Annotated in this window: 19 protein-coding genes; 8 read left to right on the top strand and 11 right to left on the bottom strand. The window is 69.4% G+C overall.

Going from position 1 to position 20,823, the window contains the following annotated elements; all coding sequences use genetic code 11:
- Positions 1-71 precede the first annotated feature (71 nt).
- Positions 72-353 carry a DUF4148 domain-containing protein gene (locus DIE04_RS17090; protein WP_124487561.1) on the top strand — a complete coding sequence of 94 codons (282 nt, stop codon included), beginning with the start codon at positions 72-74 and terminating at the stop codon, positions 351-353.
- Between the two features lie 38 nt (positions 354-391).
- On the opposite strand, the gene DIE04_RS17085 is transcribed toward DIE04_RS17090, so the two are convergent.
- Entirely contained in the window at positions 392-1,309 is a 918-nt protein-coding gene (locus tag DIE04_RS17085) for a 3-hydroxyacyl-CoA dehydrogenase NAD-binding domain-containing protein (RefSeq protein ID WP_124487560.1), read from the bottom strand.
- 245 nt (positions 1,310-1,554) lie between these two features.
- On the opposite strand from DIE04_RS17085, the gene DIE04_RS17080 reads away from it, so the two are divergent.
- Positions 1,555-1,995, top strand: a complete 441-nt coding sequence (locus tag DIE04_RS17080) for an Hsp20/alpha crystallin family protein (RefSeq protein ID WP_044844922.1) — start codon at positions 1,555-1,557, stop codon at positions 1,993-1,995.
- 16 nt (positions 1,996-2,011) lie between these two features.
- A complete protein-coding gene (locus DIE04_RS17075; protein ID WP_124487559.1) occupies positions 2,012-2,428 on the top strand; it encodes an Hsp20/alpha crystallin family protein in 417 nt (138 codons plus the stop codon).
- 121 nt (positions 2,429-2,549) lie between these two features.
- Here DIE04_RS17075 and DIE04_RS17070 read toward each other — a convergent pair whose 3' ends face one another.
- Both DIE04_RS17070 and DIE04_RS17065 read right to left on the bottom strand, forming a co-directional pair.
- Entirely contained in the window at positions 2,550-2,852 is a 303-nt protein-coding gene (locus tag DIE04_RS17070) for a zf-TFIIB domain-containing protein (protein WP_124487558.1), read from the bottom strand.
- Positions 2,853-2,913: 61 nt separating this feature from the next.
- Complete coding sequence (locus DIE04_RS17065; RefSeq protein ID WP_124487557.1) at positions 2,914-3,669, bottom strand: TerC family protein; 756 nt, start codon at positions 3,667-3,669, stop codon at positions 2,914-2,916.
- 108 nt (positions 3,670-3,777) lie between these two features.
- Here DIE04_RS17065 and DIE04_RS17060 point away from each other — a divergent pair, with 108 nt between their 5' ends.
- Together DIE04_RS17060 and DIE04_RS17055 are read left to right on the top strand one after the other, a co-directional pair.
- A complete protein-coding gene (locus DIE04_RS17060; RefSeq protein ID WP_124487556.1) occupies positions 3,778-4,671 on the top strand; it encodes a LysR family transcriptional regulator in 894 nt (297 codons plus the stop codon).
- Positions 4,672-4,809: 138 nt separating this feature from the next.
- On the top strand, positions 4,810-6,006 hold the full coding sequence (locus DIE04_RS17055) for a DUF2242 domain-containing protein (RefSeq protein WP_124573127.1): 1,197 nt from the start codon (positions 4,810-4,812) through the stop codon (positions 6,004-6,006).
- A 281-nt stretch (positions 6,007-6,287) separates the two neighbouring features.
- Here the strand turns inward: DIE04_RS17055 and DIE04_RS17050 are convergent, their stop codons facing one another.
- Positions 6,288-7,208, bottom strand: coding sequence for a pyridoxal-phosphate dependent enzyme (locus DIE04_RS17050; protein WP_124487629.1), 921 nt, complete (start codon positions 7,206-7,208; stop codon positions 6,288-6,290).
- Positions 7,209-7,385: 177 nt separating this feature from the next.
- Here DIE04_RS17050 and DIE04_RS17045 point away from each other — a divergent pair, with 177 nt between their 5' ends.
- Both DIE04_RS17045 and DIE04_RS17040 read left to right on the top strand, forming a co-directional pair.
- Complete coding sequence (locus DIE04_RS17045; protein ID WP_124487554.1) at positions 7,386-8,297, top strand: LysR family transcriptional regulator; 912 nt, start codon at positions 7,386-7,388, stop codon at positions 8,295-8,297.
- Between the two features lie 802 nt (positions 8,298-9,099).
- A complete protein-coding gene (locus DIE04_RS17040; protein ID WP_124487553.1) occupies positions 9,100-10,305 on the top strand; it encodes an MFS transporter in 1,206 nt (401 codons plus the stop codon).
- A 175-nt stretch (positions 10,306-10,480) separates the two neighbouring features.
- Here the strand turns inward: DIE04_RS17040 and DIE04_RS17035 are convergent, their stop codons facing one another.
- From DIE04_RS17035 to DIE04_RS17025, 3 genes are read right to left on the bottom strand one after another with little or no spacing between them, the layout of a single operon-like run.
- Positions 10,481-11,503 carry a histone deacetylase family protein gene (locus DIE04_RS17035; RefSeq protein ID WP_124487552.1) on the bottom strand — a complete coding sequence of 341 codons (1,023 nt, stop codon included), beginning with the start codon at positions 11,501-11,503 and terminating at the stop codon, positions 10,481-10,483.
- A 25-nt stretch (positions 11,504-11,528) separates the two neighbouring features.
- Positions 11,529-12,794 carry a Zn-dependent hydrolase gene (locus tag DIE04_RS17030; protein WP_124487551.1) on the bottom strand — a complete coding sequence of 422 codons (1,266 nt, stop codon included), beginning with the start codon at positions 12,792-12,794 and terminating at the stop codon, positions 11,529-11,531.
- A 30-nt stretch (positions 12,795-12,824) separates the two neighbouring features.
- Positions 12,825-14,135, bottom strand: coding sequence for an MFS transporter (locus DIE04_RS17025; protein WP_044844932.1), 1,311 nt, complete (start codon positions 14,133-14,135; stop codon positions 12,825-12,827).
- Between the two features lie 166 nt (positions 14,136-14,301).
- On the opposite strand from DIE04_RS17025, the gene DIE04_RS17020 reads away from it, so the two are divergent.
- Positions 14,302-15,258 carry a LysR family transcriptional regulator gene (locus DIE04_RS17020; protein WP_124487628.1) on the top strand — a complete coding sequence of 319 codons (957 nt, stop codon included), beginning with the start codon at positions 14,302-14,304 and terminating at the stop codon, positions 15,256-15,258.
- Positions 15,259-15,367: 109 nt separating this feature from the next.
- Here DIE04_RS17020 and DIE04_RS17015 read toward each other — a convergent pair whose 3' ends face one another.
- From DIE04_RS17015 to lpdA, 4 genes are all read right to left on the bottom strand, one after another.
- On the bottom strand, positions 15,368-16,438 hold the full coding sequence (locus DIE04_RS17015) for a porin (protein WP_124487550.1): 1,071 nt from the start codon (positions 16,436-16,438) through the stop codon (positions 15,368-15,370).
- 165 nt (positions 16,439-16,603) lie between these two features.
- Positions 16,604-18,034 (bottom strand): cytosine permease, encoded by a 1,431-nt coding sequence (locus tag DIE04_RS17010; RefSeq protein ID WP_124487549.1) that lies wholly within the window; start codon positions 18,032-18,034, stop codon positions 16,604-16,606.
- Positions 18,035-18,348: 314 nt separating this feature from the next.
- Positions 18,349-19,026, bottom strand: coding sequence for an SOS response-associated peptidase family protein (locus tag DIE04_RS17000; protein ID WP_124487627.1), 678 nt, complete (start codon positions 19,024-19,026; stop codon positions 18,349-18,351).
- A 404-nt stretch (positions 19,027-19,430) separates the two neighbouring features.
- Positions 19,431-20,822, bottom strand: coding sequence for a dihydrolipoyl dehydrogenase (lpdA, locus tag DIE04_RS16995; protein WP_124487548.1), 1,392 nt, complete (start codon positions 20,820-20,822; stop codon positions 19,431-19,433).
- Position 20,823: the final 1 nt, after the last annotated feature.

The following is a 20,823-nucleotide window of genomic DNA, read 5'->3' as shown; positions in this document are numbered from 1 at the left end:
AATGGGCCGCATCGGAACGCACGGCAGTGTGCCGCGCGTCCGCTGTCCCGTCCCCTTGATCGGAGCACACCATGAACGTCGTGCGAATCGCCGTCGCGGCCGCCGCAGCCGCGCTGCTGTCCCCCGCCTTTGCGCAAACCGATGCCGCCGCCCCCGCGCAGGGCCTCACGCGCGCGGAAGTCGTCGCCCAGCTGAAGCAGGCCTACCTCGACGGCGAATTGCCGACCAACGACGGTAACTATCCGCCGGATACCGCGACGCGCGCGCGCAATCGCGAACTGGTGCAGGCCGCGCTGCCCGCGTGGCTCGCGCAGACGCCGCAGCCGGCACCGCAAACGGCCCTGCAGCAATAGCCTTCCCGGCGCGACCGGAACGCCGCGCGGCGACGCGCTCAGGGCAGGAAGCTGCGGCGGCGCGCGTCGATCAGCTCGACGAGCAGCCGGTCGCGCTCGGCCGCCAGTTCCTGCATCGAACGCTCGCCCTGGATCGCGCGCAGTTCGTCGTTCAGCTTGCGATCGACGGCCGGATCGAACGACGGCGTGCCGAGGTCGTCCCACCACGTCGTGATCGGCCCCGACAGGTGTTCGAGGAAGTGTGCGATCCCGCCCGCGCCACCGCCGAGGTGATAGGTCAGGCACTGCCCCATCAAGCCCCAGCGCAGGCCCGGCCCCCACGCGACCGCCTTGTCCGCATCGGCGACGCTCACCACGCCTTCGCCGACGAGGTGATACACCTCGCGAAACAGCGCGGCCGCGAGCCGGTTCGCGACGTGGCCGGTCATCTCCTTGTTGAGCACGATCGTCTGCTTGCCGAGTGCGTCGTAGAACGCCTTCACGCGCGCGATCACGCTCGGGTCGGTCGCGCTGCCGCCGACCAGCTCGACGAGCGGAATCAGGTGCGGCGGGTTGAACGGATGCGCGATCAGGCAGCGTTCCGGATGCCTGTCGCACGCGGTCTGGATCTCGGACATCTTCAGGCCCGACGAGCTCGACGCGATCGGCACGCGCGCGGGCAGCACGTCGTCCATCTGCCGGTACAGCGCGCGCTTCAGGTCGAGCCGCTCGGGGCCGTTTTCCTGCACGAAATCGACGCCGTCGAGCGCGCGCACGAGATCGGCGTCGAACGACAGCCGCGCGGAAAGTTCGGCGGCCCGCTCGCCGAGGAAGGCCGCGAGCGCGTCGCGCAGCCGCGCGTCGGCCTGTGGTGCGGGATCGGTCGCGACGACGTCGAAGCCCTTCGACAGATAGAAAGCCGCCCAGCTCGCGCCGATCACGCCGGCCCCGACGATCGCGATGCGTTGAATCTCCATGTCCGTTCCGTCTCCGTGGTCTGTGGATAGCGCGACGATTGTCGCATCGATCCCCGTCACGACGCGTTGATGCCGATTGCACTTTCCCTCTTGAAAACGACCGCGGCGGCCTCTAATTACCCGTTGCCAGGCAGTGCCCGTCACGCGCACTGCCCCCGTTTCGACTCAGCGGAAAACCGTGCGTCGCACTCGCCATCGGCGTCGCGCCATCGTGTCTTTCGCGTCTCATGTTCCGGAGGATCCTCATGAGCGGTATTCATTTCGGTCACGACCTGTTCGACGAGTTCGCCCGGGTACAGCGGCAGATGGCGAGCCTGTTCGGCGAGCCCCCGACCGGCATCCGCGCGGTGCGTCCGAGCGCGTTCCCCGCGCTGAACGTCGGCGCGACCGACGACGCGATCGAGATCGTCGCGTTCGCTCCCGGCATGGCCGCGGCCGACTTCGACGTCTCGATCGACAAGGACCTGCTGACGATCAGCGGCGAGCGCAAACCCGCACCGCACGACGCCGGCGACGACGTACGCACCTACGCGCAGGAGCGCTTTCACGGCGCGTTCCGCCGCGTGGTCGAGCTGCCGCAGAACGCGGACGCCGACAACGTCAGCGCCCGCTATGAGAACGGCTGCCTGCTGATTCGCGTCGGCCGGCGCGAGGCCTCGAAGCCGCGCGCGATCACCGTTCAGTAACCTTCAGGAGAACGATATGAATACGAGCCAGAGCCAGACCCTGACCGAACGCCAGACCGGTGCCGCGCAGGCAGCCGCCGCCGAAGCCGTGCGCCGGCCCGCGATCACGCCGGCCGTCGATATCGTCGAAGACAGGCAGCGCGTCACGCTGCGTGCCGACCTGCCCGGCGTGCCGCGCGAAAACCTCGACGTGAAGGTGCACGACAACACGCTGACGATCGAAGCCGACACACGCATCGACACGCCGGCCGACCTGCGCGTGCGTCACGCCGAAGTCCGCGCGCCGCGCTACGTGCGCACGTTCGTGCTGAGCCCCGACCTCGACACGTCGCGGATCGATGCGGGCCTGCGCGACGGCGTGCTCACGCTGACGATTCCGCGCCGCGAGGAAACGCGCCCGCGCCGCATCGACGTGACGGCCGGCAACGCGTAACGTCGGCGCGTGTTCGTCACGCGACGCGCATGACGAATGACGAATGACGAAGCCCCGCCGGGCATGACGCGCGGCGGGGCTTTTTTTCGATGTGCCGAGCAGTACACGCTCGCCGTCGCGTTCAATCGAAATCGAACAGGTCGAACACCGACTTCTTGCGACGCCGGCCGTCGTGCCGGTAACGGTCGTCGGGCACGCGGCCGTCGCGCCCCCAGCCGTCGTCACGCCCGCGCGGCGCCTGCGCATCGTGCCGCACCGGCACCTCGTCGCGGCGCGCCGGCCCGTCGCCGGTTTCGCGCGCGATCAGCTTGTCGAGTTCGCCGCGATCGAGCCACACGCCGCGGCACGTCGGACAGTAGTCGATCTCGATCGATTGCCGCTCGGCCATCAGCAGGTCGGGCGTCTTGTAGACCGGACATTTCATCGCGTTTCTCCTTTCGTCGGACATTCCGAATCGCGGGCGGGCCACGTCCCGCCCGCTTGGCTCAATGACCTTCGCGCCGCGCCACGCGCTTCGCCTTCGCACGCCGCGCCAGCATGTTCATGCCCTCGACGAACGCCGAGAACGCCATGGCCGCGTAGATATAGCCCTTCGGCACGTGCGACCCGAAGCCTTCCGCGATCAGCGTCATGCCGATCACGACGAGGAACGACAGCGCGAGCATCACGATGGTCGGGTTGCGGTCGATGAAACGTGCGAGCGGCTGGGCGGCGAACAGCATCACGGACACCGCGACGATCACCGCGACGAACATGATCGGGACGTGCTCGGTCATGCCGATCGCGGTCACGATGCTGTCGATCGAGAACACGATGTCGAGCATCACGATCTGGCCGATCGCGGCCCACATCGTCAGGCCGGCCGCGCCGCCGGACGCGCCCGCGCCGTCGCCGTCATGCGACACGTGGTGATGGATCTCGGTGGTTGCCTTCCACACGAGGAACAGGCCGCCCGACAGCAGGATCATGTCGCGCCACGAGAACGCGTGATCGAACAGCGTGAACACGGGTTCGGTCAGGCTCGCGATCCACGCGACGCTGCCGAGCAGCGCGAGGCGCATCACGAGTGCGAGCGCGATGCCGAGGCGCTGTGTGCGGGCGCGCTGCGCTTCGGGCAGCTTGTTGCTGAGGATCGAGATGAAGATCAGGTTGTCGATGCCGAGCACGACTTCCATCACGACGAGCGTCAGGAGCGCGGCCCAGACGGCGGGGTCGGCGGCAAGCGTCAGCAGGTAGTCCATGAAAAGGGCCGATTCGAAGGTGGAAAGCCCGATGATAGTCACCCCACGACTTCGAAAAAATCAGAGAGAATCTGATCTTTGGTTCGGTTTTTACGAAATAACGATCCGATGCTGAATTTTCGACACCTGTACTATTTCTGGGTCGTGGTGAAGGAAGGCGGCTTCGCGCGGGCCGCCGAGCGGCTCGACATGGCCGTGCAGACGATCAGCGCGCAGGTCCGCGAACTGGAAAAGTCGCTCGGCCACCAGTTGCTGCGCCCGGCCGGGCGCGGTGTCGCGATGACCGACGCCGGCCAGGCCGCGTATGCGCGTGCGGAGGTCATCTTCGAGATGGGCCGGCTGATTCCCGACGAAGTGCGCGCGGCGGCCAGCCAGCCGACCGTGCGGCTCGCGGTCGGCCTCGCGGACGGGATCTCGAAGCTCGCCGCGCATGCGCTCCTCGCGCCGGTGCTCGATACGCCCACGCTGCGGCTGCTGTGCCACGAGGGCGAGCACGACGCGCTGCTCGCGGAACTGGCGCTCCATCACCTCGACCTCGTGCTGGCGGGCCAGGGTGCACCGTCGGGGTCGAACCTGCGCGTGACGAGCGAGCGGCTCGTCGCGTCGCCGGTCGACTGGTACGGGCCCGCGGCGCTCGTCACGCCGGCCGCGCGGCAGCGCTTTCCGGCGTGCCTCGCCGAGCTGCCGGTGCTGCTGCCGACCGCCCACTCGGCGCTGCGCGCGCGCCTCGACCTGTGGCTGGAGCGGGAACGGATCGTGCCCCGCATTGCCGGCGAATTCGAGGACAGCGCGCTGATGGCCGTGTTCGCGGCGCGCGGCCTCGGCGTGTTTCCGCTCAGCGAACTCGGCGCGAACGACGCATCGCTGCTGCGCGGGCTGCGCCGGCTCGGCCGCGCGGCCGACGTGACCGAGGAGATCCATGCGATCCGCTCGCGGCGCGGCGAACACCACCCGCTGGCGTCGCGCTTGCTCGCCGCCGCGCGGCCGGCGCCGGCCGGCTGAAGCGAGCGCGACATCAAACGAAACTATAATGACGCCCCGGCCATACGAGATTGCCACGCGCATCGCACCGGCCCCGCCGCCGCGTGCGTTGCGCCCGCAGCCCCGCGCGGCATCTCGCCGAGCCTATTGAAAGACGCCATGCACAACCGATTTCGCCTGTTTTCCGTTTCGTGCGCGCTCGCGGCCGCGACCGTGCTGGCGGCGTGCTCGTCGCCACCCAAGCCGATCTACCAGCAGGAGCAGTTCGACGCGACGAGCAGCCCGTATGCGCACACGTTCCACTCGAAATCCGACGCTTCCTGCGAGGCCGCGCGGCGCGCGCTGCTGAGCCAGGGTTATGTCGTGTCCTCGTCGCGCAACGACGCGGTCGACGGCAGCAAGAATTTCCAGCCGAGCAACGACATGCATGTCGTGATTGAGTTTCACGTCGTGTGCGCGGACGCGACTGCCGACGGCTCGTCGAGCATCGCGTACGTGAACGCGGTGCAGGACCGCTACACGCTGAAGAAGTCGAATACGTCGGCGAGCGTCGGGCTCAGCGTGTTCGGTTCGCTGTCGCTGCCGATCGGGTCGAGCGACGACGCGCTCGTGAAGACCGCGAGCGAGACGATTCCCGCCGGCGTGTTCTACGAGCGCTTCTTCAATCTCGTCGAGCATTTCCTGAAGATCGATCCGGCCCGCCGCGATCGCGCGACCGTGAAGGCGGCCGAGAAGGAGCCCGTGACGCCGCTGCCCGAGCCCGCGCCGACGCCGCAGGGCGAGCCGATGAAGATGACGACGCCGGTCGTGCCGACGCCGCCGGCGGCGCCGGTGCCGCTGTCCGTGCCGAGCGTCGCGCCGACGCAGGGCACGTCGGTCGTGCCGGCCGTGCCTGCTGCGGCATCGTCCGTGGTCGCGCCGGGGACGATGCGGGCCGTCGGGTCGGGGTTGGAAGCCGGCGTGGGTTCGGCGGCTGCGGCGGGTGCCGCGCCGGGTTCGGGTTCGGGTTCGGGTTCGGGTTCGGGTTCGGGTTCGGCACAAGCTTCGGCCTCGGCGCGGGCTTCGGCGCCTGCTTCGGCTGCGGTACCTGCTAAGACCTCGGCGCCCACCTCGGCTTCGACGCCCGCGTCAGCCTCCGCACCCGCTTCAGCTTCGACGCCCACTTCCGCTTCGGCGCCGGCCACGTCGACGTCTGCCGCTACCACGGCGGCATCGTCCGTGCCTGCGCCGGCGGCGTCCGCGCCGACGCCCTCGAACGCCGCTCCGGCGCCGGCAGGCAAGACGTCCGCACCCGCTGCTGCCGGCCCCGTCGCGTCGTCCGCGCCGACCGGCGCCAGCGCGCCGTCCGCGAACTGACCGCGCGCGCCCTCGCCGCGCCGCGCGCCGTGCGCGCGGTGCGCCGGCCGATCCCCGCCCCGTCACCCTCAGACGAGAAGATCTTGCCCCCGGCCACTGGCTGCGCGCGCCCGGCGTGACTTAACCCGCGAGCGGAAACAGCCCGTCGCGACAGACGACACGCCCCCGATTCCGCGGATGCCCGCGACCGGTCCCGCCCCGCCGTCACTTCGCCGTCACTTCACCGTGACATCTTCGTCCGCATCACGATCCGGCTGCGCTGCGTCACATGCCCGAGCGCGTTACCGCAGCGTCGCGTTCAGCGTCCGCATCTGCTCGGCCGTCGCCGTCACGCCGCCGCACACGATCACCGCGATCTCCGACGCCGAAGCAAGCACCGGCACCGGTTCTTCGAGCGCGGCCAGCGCAGCACCGCACGCCGGCTCGACGACGATCCGGTGCTCGTCCAGGAACCGCAGCGACGCAGCCACCGCCTGCGCGTCCGACACGACGACCGGATGGATCGCGTGCCGCTTCGCCCATGCGACCGCCGCGTCGCACGGCCGCTTCGCGCCGAGCGACGTCGCGATGCTCGTGATCGCCGGCAATTCGACCGGATGCCCGTGCGCGACCGAGCGCGCGTAGCTGTCGGCGCCTTCCGTCCCGACCGCGACGACCGGCACGTCGTGCCAGCCGTTGCGCGCGAGCCCCTCGAGCACGCCGCACAGCAGCCCGCCGCCGCCGACCGCGAGCACGACCGCGTCGGGCTTCGGGCCGGCCACCGCCATCTCGTCGATCATCGTCGCGTGCCCCTGCCACAGCACGGGATCGTCGAACGGATGCACGAACGCGTCCTGCGTACCGACGGTCGACAGCGCGAACGCATTCGCCTCGGCCCAGCTCGCACCGTGCACGACCACCTCCGCCCCCTCGACGCGGATCAGCTCCCGCGCGCGGGCCGACGCGGTTTCCGGCACGACGACGAGCACCGGCACGCCGAGCTCGCGGCCGCAATACGCGACCGCGATGCCCGCATTGCCGCCCGACGACGACACGAACCGGCGCGCGCCGGCCGCATGCCGTGTTTCGCACGCCGCGCCGATGCCGCGCAATTTGAACGAGCCGGACGGCTGCAGCGCGTCGAGCTTCAGCCGGATGTTCTTGCCGAGACGGCGCGACGCGATTTGCGAGCGGATATAGGGGGTCTGGATATGAAGCGGCATGATGCGGGACACGGTCGGGAATCGGGGCAAGGAGAACGCACGGGCCGGTGAACCGGCCCGCCAACGACGACCATCGTACGGCACGCTCGCCATGCTTTCCAATACCATTGGATGGCACTTACCATGCTTGACAGGCATACCCATAGAATCGAGGCCGAACACCGGAGCCGACACCGCATGCGCCAGATCGAACTGCGTCACCTGCGTTACTTCGTGGCCGTCGCGCAAGCCGGCAGCGTGATGGCCGGCGCCCGCGCGGCCGGCATCGTCCAGCCTGCGCTGTCGCGGCAGATCCGCGAACTCGAGGATGCGATCGGCACGCCGCTGCTGATCCGCCGCGCGACGGGCGTCACGCTCACGGCGGCCGGCGCGAGTTTCCTGCAGGATGCGACGGGCCTGCTCGCGACATTGCGGGACAGCCGCGAACGCGCGTTGCGCAGCGCGGCCGGCCAGCTCGGCGAACTGCGCCTCGGCGCGCTGCCGAACTGCCTGCCGCTGCCGGTCGTCGCGAACGTGCTGAAGGCGTTTCGCGACGCGTGTCCGGACGTGAAGCTGTCGATCGCGCCGATGCTGTCGGCCGAACAGGCGGCGGCGCTGATGCTCGGCCAGCTCGACGGCGGCATCATGGCGTGGCGCCGCGACGAGGCGCCGCATCTGTCGGGCGTGCGGCTGCTGAGCGATCGCTTCGTGCTCGCGATGCCTGCGCCGCCCGGCGGCCGCTTCCACGCGCCGCGCACGCTCGCCGACGTCGCGCACGAGCCGTTCGTCTGGTTCGACGCGCAGCGCTCCGCCGCGCACCACCGCTTCCTGATGGCTCAGTGCGACCGGGCCGGTTTCACGCCGCGCATCGCGCAGGTCGGCAGCGACATCCCGACGCTGATCGGTCTCGTCGCAGCCGGCATGGGCTGCGCATTCGTGCCGGAAAGCGCGTCGCCGACGTGCCCGCGCACGGTCCGGCTCGTCGCACTCGACGAACTCGCGAGCCGCTTCGACATCGAGTTCGTGTTCGACGGTGCGGCGGCGCCGGGCTCGCCCGTCGTCGCGCGGTTTCTCGAGGCGGTGCGCGATGCGGCCGGGCAGGCGGACTGACCGACCGGCCTGGCATGCGCGACCCGCGCGACGCCGGCGGATTCCGCCTCGTCGCGCGGCAGCGGATTCGGCCGTCTGCGCGCAGTCGCTTCGGACGACGGCCGGCATTGCCGTCATCGTGCCCCCGGAACGTCCGTCCGAGTGCACGACCAATCTTTCGAATGGGTGACGATCGACGCCATCACGCCGGAATTTTCAAATTGACGCCAAAAAAGGCCGTTTAACGTCACTTCGAAACGTTATGCACCGAAATATACTGCGCCCGCATCCGCCCTCGTGCCAAAGAGAGGATGCCTTTCCGCCCCGGCCACGGTCCCCCTGTGACCGGGGATTTTTTTGGCGGCAAGCCGCGCCGGCAAAGGGTGGGTTGGCGGGAAGGATGACGCGCTCGCGCCGGGCCTCGCCGGCTGTGCGGCCCGTCGCCCGACCGGCCTGACGACGCCGCGCGCCGGCCCGCCCCGCACGCCCCCGCCTGCCGCCCGCATCACGTCGAACACCCGCCGCGCATCGAGCGCGGCGCGCAAGCGGATCGCGCACCCACCCGGACGCCGCGTTCCGTCCGACGACGAAAACCTTGCTCCGGATACGGTTCGATCGTCCGCACGGCCGGCGGCCGGCCGTCGCATCGCGGGAAGCCCCGCCCGGCGGCCGTACGCGCGTGCCGTCCCAATCGCGCATTGTTGACATGAAATCAAGATAATTTCGCCCGAGCACGGCTTTTTCCGCAAAAGTAACGCAGGCACACTTCACCCTGTCCACAACGGCCCGGTGCCGTTGCCCCATGCTTACCGGAGCGCATCGCGTGAACACCACGACTTCTTCCCCTTCCCGCCCGGGCGGCAGCGCCACGCTGCCGCTGCTGGCGCTCGCCGCCGGTGCGTTCGGCATCGGCACGACCGAGTTCTCGCCGATGGGCCTCTTGCCCGTGATCGCCGACGGCGTCCACGTGTCGATTCCGCAGGCCGGCATGCTGATCAGCGCGTATGCGATCGGCGTGATGGTCGGCGCGCCGCTGATGACGCTGCTGCTCGCGCGCTGGTCGCGCCGCTCGGCGCTGATCGCGCTGATGTCGATCTTCACGATCGGCAACCTGCTGTCGGCCGTCGCGCCCGACTACACGACGCTGCTGCTCGCACGACTCGTCACGAGCCTGAACCACGGCGCGTTCTTCGGGCTCGGCTCGGTGGTCGCGGCCAGCCTCGTGCCGCGCGAAAAGCAGGCCAGCGCGGTCGCGACGATGTTCATGGGCCTTACGATCGCGAACGTCGGCGGCGTGCCGGCCGCGACCTGGCTCGGCCAGATGATCGGCTGGCGCATGTCGTTCGCGGCGACCGCCGTGCTCGGCCTGATCGCGATCGCCGGCCTGTTCGCCGCGCTGCCGAAGGGCGCAGCCGGCAGGATGCCGAACCTGCGTGCCGAACTGTCGGTGCTGACGCGCCCGGTCGTGCTCGGCGCGCTCGGGACCACGGTGCTCGGCGCCGGCGCGATGTTCACGCTGTACACGTATGTCGCCCCGACGCTCGAACACCTGACCGGCGCGACGCCCGGCTTCGTCACCGCGATGCTCGTGCTGATCGGCGTCGGCTTCTCGATCGGCAACATCGCCGGCGGCCGCCTCGCCGACCGCTCGCTCGACGGCACGCTGATCGGCTTCCTGGTGCTGCTGATCGTGACGATGGCCGCGTTCCCGCTGCTCGCGCGCACCCATGCCGGCGCCGCTGTCACGCTGCTGGTCTGGGGTGTCGCGACGTTCGCGGTGGTCCCGCCGCTGCAGATGCGCGTGATGCGTGCCGCACACGAAGCCCCGGGCCTCGCGTCGGCCGTCAACATCGGCGCGTTCAACCTCGGCAACGCAGTCGGTGCGGCAGCGGGCGGCGCAGCGATCTCGGCCGGCTTCGGCTACGCGGCGGTGCCGCTCGTCGGCGGGCTGATCGCGGCGGCGGGGCTCGCGCTCGTCGCGCTGCAGATGATCCAGCGCCGCCGCGCGCCGGTCGCCGCGAATTCGTGAGCGCCCGGTGACCCGCGTGGTGCCGATACGCGGCACCGCGATTGAGAAATGCCCGCGCCGGGATTCCGGTGCGGGCATTTTCGTTGACGGCCGCACATCGCGCATCGCGGGCCGCCGCTTCGACGTATCGACGTATCGACGTATCGACGTATCGACGTCTCAGCGCCTCAGCGCCTCAGCGCGCGCCGGCGAACCCGCCGAAGAACGCGCGCGCATTCGTGTCGAGGCTCTCGAGGTGATAGCCGCCCTCCTGCACGATCACCGTCGGCAAGCCGAGCGCACCGATCGCGCCGCCGAGCCGGCCGAACCCGTCGGTCGTGACGGCCACCTGCGATTGCGGGTCGTCCTTGTAGATGTCGAAGCCGAGCGCGAGCACGAGCGCGTCGGGCTGGAACCGCGCGAGCGCCCGCAGCGCGTCGTCGAGCCGCTCGAAGAACGCCGACTCGGGCGCGCCATGCTGCATCGGCAGGTTCAGGTTGTAGCCGTCGCCGGCGCCCGCGCCCGTCTCGTCCTCGTAACCGGCGACGACCGGATAGAAATTGGTCGGGTCGCCGTGAATCGATACGTACAGCACGTCGTCGCGGCCGTAGAAGATCTCCTGCACGCCCTGCCCGTGATGCATGTCGGTGTCGAGGATCGCAACCCTGCGATGGCGGCCGAGCAGCGCCTGCGCGGCGATCGCCGCATTGTTCAGGTAGCAGAAGCCGCCGGCCGCATCGCGGCGCGCGTGATGGCCGGGCGGCCGGCACAGTGCGTACGCATCGCGCGCGCCGTCGTTCACGTCCGACGCGGCCGCGAGCGCGCTCTGCGCGGACCAGTACGCGGCGCGCCACGTGTTCGCGCCGACCGGGCAACTGCCGTCGGCGAGATAGCGCGCGGCCTTCGCGAGCACGCCGCGCAGCGGGTTCGGGTCGCGCACGAACACGTTCGACATCACTTCGTCGCCCCAGTCGTCGGGCATCCGCTTCCAGTCGCGATGCGCTTCCTCGAGAAAACGCAGGTAGTTCATGTCGTGCACGGCCGCGATCGGCGCGGTGCCGCGGTCGGCCGGCTCGCGCACGTCGAAGTCAAGCGCATGCACCGCCGCGACCAGCCGCGCCGCGCGCTCGGGCACCTCCTGCGGCTCGCGCATCCTGCCGCGCGACAGGTAGGTGCGCGGATGGTGCAGCAACTGTTCGGGGTGGAAATAGGTTTTCATCGTGGGTCCTCGTCGATTCGCCGTGTCATGCGTCGTGCGCGGCCGCGGCCACGCGCGTCGCGACGCCCGCTCGTGCGAGCACCGCGTGGAGCAGCACGTTCGTGCCGCGCGTCACGTCGTCGGGCAACGCGTCCTCGGCCTCGTTGTGCGACAGCCCGTCGACGCACGGGATGAACACCATCGCGGTCGGCACGCGGCGCGCGAGCAGGATCGCGTCGTGACCGGCGCCGCTGACGATCCGCTCGTTCGTGTAGCCGAATGCGTCCGCCGCCTGCGCGACCAGTTCGACGCAGGCGCGGTCGAACGGCGCCGCCGGACTGCGCCAGCAGCTCTCGATCGACACCTGAACGCCGCGCGCGGCGGCCACGCGCGCGCCGGCATCGCGCAGCTCGCGCTCCATCGCATCGACCTGCGCATCGTCGTGATGGCGCAGGTCGACCGTGAACGTCACGTCGCCTGCGATCGTGTTGCGCGACGCGTTGCGGATGCCGACCTGCCCGATCGTCGCGAGCCCGCGCGGCGCGTAGCCCGCGACGATCCGTTCCAGTTCGAGCGCGATCTGCGCGCTCGCGAAATACGCGTCCTTGCGATACGGCATCGGCGTCGTGCCCGCATGCGCGGCCACGCCCGTCACGCTCACGTCGAGCCAGCGGATCGCCTGCCCGCCCGTGACGACGCCGATCGTCGTGCCGTTCGCCTCGAGCACCGGGCCCTGTTCGATATGCGCTTCGAAATACGCGTCGAGCGCGCCGCCCGGCGCGCGCGTGCCGCGGTAGCCGCATGCGTCCAGCGCGGCGCCGAGCGTGACACCGTCGGCATCCTGCTTCGCGAGCGCGTCGTCGAGCGGCAGCGCGCCCGTGAACACCGCCGAGCCGAGCATCGCCGGTGCGAAACGCGCGCCTTCCTCGTTGGTCCACGACACGATCTCGAGCGGCTTGTCGGTCGCGATGCCCGCATCGTTCAGCGTGCGCACGAGCTCCAGCGCGGCGAGCACGCCGTACACGCCGTCGAAGCGCCCGCCTTCGGGCTGCGTGTCGAGATGACTGCCGATCAGCACCGGCGCGGCCTGCGCATCGGTGCCGGCGCGCCGCGCGAACAGGTTGCCGACCGCATCGACGCTCACCGTCATTCCCGCGTCGCGGCACCACTGCGCGAACAGGTCGCGCCCGCGCCGATCGTCGTCGGTCAGCGCAAGGCGCCGCACACCGCCGCGCGGCGTCGCGCCGATGCGCGCCATCTCGGCCAGGCTCCGCCACAGGCGGGCACCGTCGATTTCCAGCAGGTCTTTCATTTGCACTCCGATGAATTCGTTCGTTGAGTTTCAGCGCGAGCCGAGCGCTTCGGCGGCGGCCGGCCGGGCCGCGCGGCGCGCGTCGAGCGCAACGATGCAAAGCAGCGAGACGCCGGCGAGCCCCGTGTAGAACACCGCGAGCGGCCACCACTGGCCCGCGAAGCGATGCGCGAGCCAGGTGCCGACGAGCGGCGTCAGGCCGCCCGCGATCGCGCCGCAGATCTGATAAGCGAGCGAGATCGCCGAATAGCGCACGTGCGCGGGAAACACGCCGCTCACGAAGCCGGCGATCACCGAATAGAAACCGGCCATGCAGACGACCGCGAGCGCGATGCCCGCGACGAGCGACGCGGACGTGCCGCCCTGCACGAGCATGAACATCGGGTACGGCGACAGCATCGCGAGCAGCGCGGCGATCTTCAGGAAACGCGCGCCGCCGATGCGCTCGGCGATCCACGCGGCGATCGGCTGCGCGATGAACTGGATGATCGCGACCGCGAACAGGCTGTCGAGGATCAGCGAGCGCGACACGCCGACGTACTGCGTCGTGTACGCGATCATGAACGTGTTGGTGAAATAGACGCCCGCGATCCCGATGGTGTTCGCGCCGATGCAGAGCAGCACGAGCCCCGATGCGGAGCGGAACACTTCGGCGACCGGCAGCTTCACGGTACGGTTCGTCTCCTTCACGCGCGCGAACTCCGGCGACTCGTTCACGCCGAGCCGGATCAGGATGCCGACGACGAGCAGCACCGAGCTCGCGAGGAACGGCAGGCGCCAGCCCCAGGCGAGAAAGTCGGCCTTGTCCATCGACGTGACCGCGCGGAACGCGACCAGCGACAGGATCAGCCCGGCCGGGCTGCCGAGCTGCGCGAACGACGCGAAGAAGGTGCGGCGCCCCTGCGGCGCGTGTTCGCCCGCCATCAGCACCGCGCCGCCCCACTCGCCGCCGACCGCGATCCCCTGCACGACGCGCAGCGCGACCAGCAGCACCGGCGCGAGCATGCCGACCTTCGAATAGTCGGGCAGCAGCCCGACGCAGACGGTCGCGACGCCCATCATCATCAGCGTCGTCATCAGCGCCTTCTTGCGGCCGATGCGATCGCCGAGGTGGCCGAACACGATGCCGCCGAGCGGGCGCGCGAAGAAGCCGACGGCGAACGTCGCGAACGACGCCATCGTGCTGACGAAGCGGTCATGCGACGGGAAATAGAGTTCGCCGAACACGAGCGCGGCGGCGGTCGCGTAGATGTAGAAGTCATACCACTCGATCATCGTGCCGATGAACGCGGCCGTCGCGGCACGCGCCGGCTGGCGGGCGGAAGGAAGGGACTGGGTCATGCGGGCTCCTGGCGCGCGCCGCGGCACGCGCGATATCGTGATGGCCGGCCGTCTGTCGCGGCCTCGCGCCGCACGGTGCGGCGCCCCTCCTTTATCGGCGACCGCACATCATTAGTCAAATTTCAAGTTATTATTTCGCGTATAAATTCAGCTAATGACTGACCCGATGCGCGCCGACCTCGCCCCCTTCCTCAACGACCGCCTCGACTGGAACCTGCTGCGCACGTATCTGGTGATCATGCAGGAGCGCAGCGTGAGCCGCGCGGCCGCGCGCCTGCACGTGACGCAGCCGGCCGTGAGCCAGGCGCTGCGGCGGCTCGAGGAGGCCCTCGAGCGCAAGCTGATCGAGCGGCGCGGCGCGCACTTCGCGCCGACGCCGGCCGGCGAAGCCGTGTACCGGATCGCGAGCGACATCTACGGCGGCGTGTCGCGGCTCGAAACGGAGCTCGACGACAGCACGGCCGACCTCACCGGCTCGATCCGGCTGCTGACGGTGAGCCGCATCGAGTCGCCCGTCTACGACGAATTCCTCGCCGACTTCCATCGCGCGTATCCGCGCATCGACCTGCAGATCGAGGTGATGCGCTCGTCGGACATCCTGTCGTCGCTGCTGCAGAAGACGGCCACCGCCGGGCTCGGCCTGTGCCGCACGCCGCACGACAAGCTGGAGATGCGCTGCTTCCTGCGGCAGCGCTATGCGATCTACTGCGGCCGCCATCACCGGCTGTTCGGGCAGACGCAGTTGCGGATGGACGACCTGCTCGCGGAAAACTTCGTGTCGTTTACGAGCGACCAGATCGGCGACAGCCTGTCGCCGCTCACCGTGTTCCGCGACCAGAAGGGTTTCACCGGGCGCATCGTCGCGTCGTCGCCGAGCCTCGAGGAAGTGCGGCGGCTGATCTTCGCCGGTTACGGCATCGGTTGCCTGCCCGAGCACATCGTGCGCGACGACATCGCGCAGCAACGCCTGTGGCGGCTGCCGCCGGACGATGGGCTCGTCGACGTCGACGTGTTCCTGCTGTGGCATCGCGACCGCAAGATGAACGCGGCCGAGCAGGCGTTCCTCGACGCGATGGAGCGCTGCATGCAGCGTCATTCGCTCGCGGAACGGCTGGGGATGTGAGCGCGCGGATGTTGGCGCGCGAATGCGGGCGCACGCATGCCGGCGCGCGATTGCGCGCACCCGTGACGGGAAACAGGCGCCGACCCGCGGCCCGGCGCCCGATGCCTCGTCAGAAGCGATGCACGATGCCGAGCTGCACGCCGCGCGCATTCGCGCCCGGATACGCGAGCGGCAGGCCCGGGTTCGCCGCGCCGGCGAGCGTGTAGCCGGCCTGGTTGCGGTTGCGCAGGTACGACAGCGCGCCGTAGAAGCTCGTGCGCTTCGACAGGTCGTATTCGTACATCAGCCCGAACTGGTCCGCGTTGTCGCCCTGCGAAGTCTGGTCATGCAGGTACGCATAGCCGAGCGCGACGTAGTTCGCCGGATTGAGCTGGTACTTGACCGACAGCCCGTACACGCGCGAATCGATCCCGAGGTCGGCCCACTTCACCGCGGAGAAGCCGCCGTACACGGTCGCCTTGCCGATTGCGTACGACGCGCCGGCCATGATCGTGCGATCGGTCGTGGTCGCGGTCTTGTTCTTCAGCCACTGGCCTGCGACGAATGCCGCGAACGGCCCGTGCTCGTAGGTCAGGTCGAACTGCTGGCTCGAGCCTGCCGAGCGCACGCCGCCCGCGTCGCCGAATCCGAAATACAGGCCGGCCTGGAAACCGGCGATCTCGGGGCTCTGGTACGACAGCGTATTGCTGGTGCGGAACGCGAACACGGTCAGGTTGTCCATGCCGGACGCCTGCGTGACGCCGCCGAACGCGTCCTGCCCGCCCTGGTCGTTGAACAGCGGCGAATTCTGGCGGCCCGCGCGCACCTTGCCCCACTGCCCCGCGATGCCGACCCACGCCTGCCGGTTGAACATGCTGCCCGAGCTTGCCAGCGAACCGTCGTTCGCGTTGAAGCCGTTCTCGAGCGCGAACTCGATCTTCTGGCCGCCGCCGATGTCCTCGCCGCCCTTCAGCCCGAAGCGGCTGCCCCACTGGCCGCCCGAGCCGATCGCCGCCGTGTAGCCGTTGCCGGTATTCACGTACTGCGCGAATTCGTCGATCACGCCGTACAGCGTGACGCCGTCCTGCGCGAGCGCGGCGCCCGACCCACCCAGGCATGCGGCCGTAACGGCCATGCGAAGACCGGCATGCGCCGATCGCGCTCGGGAACGATTGTCTCGTGCGTTCATCTGCTTAGTCATACTATTCAATGAAAGGAGAATGGAACGATGCCGGGCACGGTGGTCTGCCATGCCGGCATCGCGGATAACGAAGGTGAGGTACAGCGCGGCAGCCGGTCGCGCCCGGTTCGGCGCGGCGGGCCGCTCAGGCCGGCTGCAGGCCGGCCCGGCGGACGACGCGATGCGTCAGTGATGAACCTCGCCGCGTTCGAGCGGCAGGATCAGGCGCTCGGGGATGCTGCGCCGCGACGCACGCGCGCCGACGTAGTACAGCACGGCCGGCACGATGAGGCCGAGGATCCACGAGATGTCGGTGCCGCCGAGCGCGTCGACGAGCGCACCGGTATAGATGTGCGTCGACATGAACGGCAGCTGCACCAGGATGCCGACCACGTAGATCGTGATCGCCATCGCGTTCCAGCGGCCATAGCGGCCGTCCGGATCGGACAGCGCGGGCACGTCGTAGCGCGAGCGCGTGAAGCAGTAGTAGTCGACCAGGTTGATCGCGCTCCACGGCGTGAAGAACGCGAGCAGGAACAGGATGAACGCGGTGAATTCCTTCAGGAACGAATGGCGGCCGGCGAGCGCGATCAGCGTCGACACGCAGATCATCCCGAAGATGTACACGAGACGGCTCTTCGACGACACCGCGCCCTTGCCGCGGAAGCCGCTGACGATCGTCGCCATCGACATGAAGCTGCCGTACGCGTTGAGCGCGGTCACCGTCACCTTGCCGAACGCGATGCTGAAGTACAGCAGCGCGGCCACGGCGCCCGTCGAGCCGAGGCCGACGATGTACGACACCTCGTGGTGCGCGAACTGGCTGCCGGCCAGCGCCGCCGCGAACACGCCGAACACCATCGCCGCCTGCGCGCCGATCACCGAGCCGAGGCCGACCGCGAGGAACGTGGCGACCGACGACGTCGAGCGCGGCAGGTAGCGCGAGTAGTCGGCGACGTACGGGCCGAACGCGATCTGCCACGACGCGGACAGCGACATCGACAGCAGGAAGCTCGCGAGCGAGAAGTGCCGGTTCGCGAGCAGTGCGCCGACGTCGTGGTTCGCGAACAGCTGCGTGAACATGTAGACGAACGCGACGATGCCGATCACGCTCGCGATCCGGCCGACGAAGTGGATCGCGCGATAGCCGAACACCGTCAGCACGACGATCACGGCCGCGAACAACAGGATGCCGGCCGCGTCGTCGACGTGCAGCAATTGCGCGACGGCCTGCCCGGCGAGCACCGAGCCGCTGGCGGAAAAACCGATGTACATCAGGCACACGAGCACGATCGGGATCATCGCGCCGTAGACGCCGAACTGCACGCGGCTCGAGATCATCTGCGGCAACCCGAGCTGCGGCCCCTGCGCGCCGTGCAGCGCCATCACCGCGCCGCCGACGAGCTGGCCGAGCAGCAGCGCGATCAGCGACCAGAACACGTCGCCGCCGAGCACGACCGCCAGCGCGCCCGTGACGATGGCCGTGATCTGCATGTTCGCGGACAGCCACAGCGTGAACTGGCTCAGCAGTCCGCCGTGGCGTTCGGCGTCGGGAATGAAATCGATCGAGCGTACCTCGATCAGACCGCCGGCTTTTCCACTGGGATTCGTTGACACGGGTAAATCTCCAAGATACTGAGGATCACAAATGGTTGGGACGAGACGAAAAACGTGCCGAGCCGCCCTTTCGGCTCGCCGGGTGCGGGGCGCCGTGGATCGCCGGCATGCGCCACGCACGCACGGTCAGCACGCTGGCGCGCAACGGGCACGACGTGTGCCGACATTGCCAGCGGATGATCTTGTATATACAACTTGGCTGATATCGGTGATTACCCGGAATCCGGGAATTTTAGAAATCGTCTGAGAGAACGGGATACGTCCGACCTGCGCAGCAATCGGTTGCGTATGAAAAGTGTATGAAAAATGAAAGCTCAGGCGCCGGCGGGCGACACCTGATCGGGTGCGGCGACCATGTCGGTCGCAGGAAGGAGTGTCAGCATGCGCCGCACGGCCTCGACGTCGCGCGCATGCAGCCATTCGTCGTAGTCGTCGCGACGCAGGATCACGACGCCCCGCTTCTCGTCGCCGGGCCGGTGCATGCGCGCGAACACCGGATGATCGTCGGCGTTGACCGTGAGCATCGTCATGCCGATCCGCTCGCGGCCGTCGGCCGCTTCGTAGCGCCGCCAGAGGCCGGCGACGCAGCACGGTTGCCAGCCGTCGACACCGATCCGGTGCCACACGTTGCGGCCCGTCTCGTAGCACGGCTCGAAGATCCAGCGCACCGGAATCAGGCAGCGCTGGCCGTTGCGCCAGGCATTGCCGTAGAGCCGCGACGCGCCGACCGTCTCCGCGCGCGCATTCACCGTATCGAGCTTCTTTCGTTTGCGGCCGTGCTCGTCGAGACGCTCGGGCTGCATGAACTTCGGCCAGAAGCCGAACACCGCGCTGACGACCGCGAGACCGTCGCCGTCGGCACGCGCGATGGGCGCCGCGTAATCGGGATATACGTCGGGTTCCCACGGATCGCGGCGGAACAGGTCGCCGATGCCGATCCTCAGCTCGCTGATGCCCGGGTCTTCATCGGGGGCGCGGTAGTGGGTGCACATGGTTGGGCAGACGATGGACGCGATGTCTTCATCGTAGGTCAGCATGCACGCCACATGTCCGCTATTGCCTGGTATGACGAAACAGTCTTGCAACGGGTCGGCCCGCTTGACGGCGTCGTGCGCGAACCGCCGGCGCTGGCCGTCCGTTCGTTCAGCCGTGCCGCCGGCAGCTTGGCGTCGCCGGTTCCGGTTCAGGCCAAGCGTTCCGAACCGATCACATGCGCGCCCGGGCGCGCGTCGAGCGCGGCGTCGGCCTTGACCGATCGTCGGCAATCCGGATAGTCGAAGCGCGAACCGTCATGTCGAATCCGGCGCGGGAGACACGAAGCCGACGCCCGCGATCGACACAAACAAGAAGCCCCGCCGTGGCGGGGCTTCGATCAGCCGCGCGGGCCGGCTGATGCTCACACGTGCAGCGCATGTCCCAGCGCGCGCAACGCCGCCTCCTGCATCGCTTCGCCGAGTGTCGGATGCGCGTGGATCGTGCCGCCGATGTCCTCGAGCCGCGCGCCCATCTCGAGCGACTGCGAAAACGCGGCGGCCAGTTCCGACACGCCACGCCCCACCGCCTGCCAGCCGACGATCAGGTGCGTGTCGCGCCGCGCGACGACGCGCACGAAACCGTCGGTCGCCTGCAGCGTCATCGCGCGGCCGTTCGCCGCGAACGGGAACGACGCGCCGATGCAGTCGACACCGGCCGCCTTGGCGTCGTCGGGCGACCAGCCGGACGTGACGACCTCGGGATCGGTGAAGCACACGGCCGGGATCGAGGCCGGCGTGAACTTGCGGCGCCGTCCCGCGATCAGCTCGGCCACCATCTCGCCTTGCGCCATCGCGCGATGCGCGAGCATCGGCTCGCCGGCGACGTCGCCGATTGCCCATACGTTGCGCATCGACGTCCGGCATTCGTCGTCGATACGCAGCGCGCGGCCGTTGCGATCGAGCGGCATCGATTCGAGCCCGAAGCCGTCGACGCGCGGCCGGCGGCCGACCGCGACCAGCACGCGATCGGCCGGCAGGGTTTTCTCCGCGCCGTCGGGTGCCTGCACGCGCACCGCGCCGTCGCTCGCGAGGCCCAGCACCTTGTGGCCCGTCCATAGCCCGACGCCCAGCCGCGCGAGCGAATCGGCGACCGGCTTCGCGAGTTCCGCGTCGTATGCGGGCAGCACGCGCTCGGCCGCCTCGACGATGCTGACGTCGACGCCGAGCTTGCGATAGACGAATCCGAGTTCGAGCCCGATGTAGCCGGCACCGACGACGACCAGCCGCTTCGGCAACGACGCGGGCGACAGCGCCTCGGTCGACGAGACGACGTGGCCGCCGAACGGCATCGACGGCAGCGCGACCGGCTCCGAACCCGTCGCGAGCAACAGGTGCTCGCAGGCGATCCGCGTCGTGTGGTCACCGGCGACGACGTCGACCGTCTTGCCGTCGACGACGCGCGCGTCGCCGTGCAGCACGCGCACGCCGTGCTTCTTCAGCAGCGCGCCGACGCCGCGCGTGAGCCGCTCGACGATGCCGTCCTTCCACGCGACGCTTTTCGCGATGTCGATCTCCGGCGCGCGCACGCGAATCCCGAGCATCCCCTCGCCGGCCTGCCCGCGCGCCTGCTCGAACGCGTCGGCGACGTGGATCAGCGCCTTCGACGGAATGCAGCCGATGTTCAGGCACGTGCCGCCGAGCCGGTCGCGCTCGACGAGCACCGTCGGAATGCCGAGCTGCCCCGCGCGAATCGCGGCGACGTAACCGCCCGGCCCGCCGCCGATCACGAGCAGCGTGGTGTGTTCGTTCTTCATC

It is taken from the genome of Burkholderia sp. Bp8994, assembly GCF_003853805.1.
In the GTDB taxonomy this organism is placed as follows: domain Bacteria; phylum Pseudomonadota; class Gammaproteobacteria; order Burkholderiales; family Burkholderiaceae; genus Burkholderia.
Note: the sequence above shows the minus strand (reverse complement) of the source record. Positions and strands in the feature narration are given on the sequence as shown.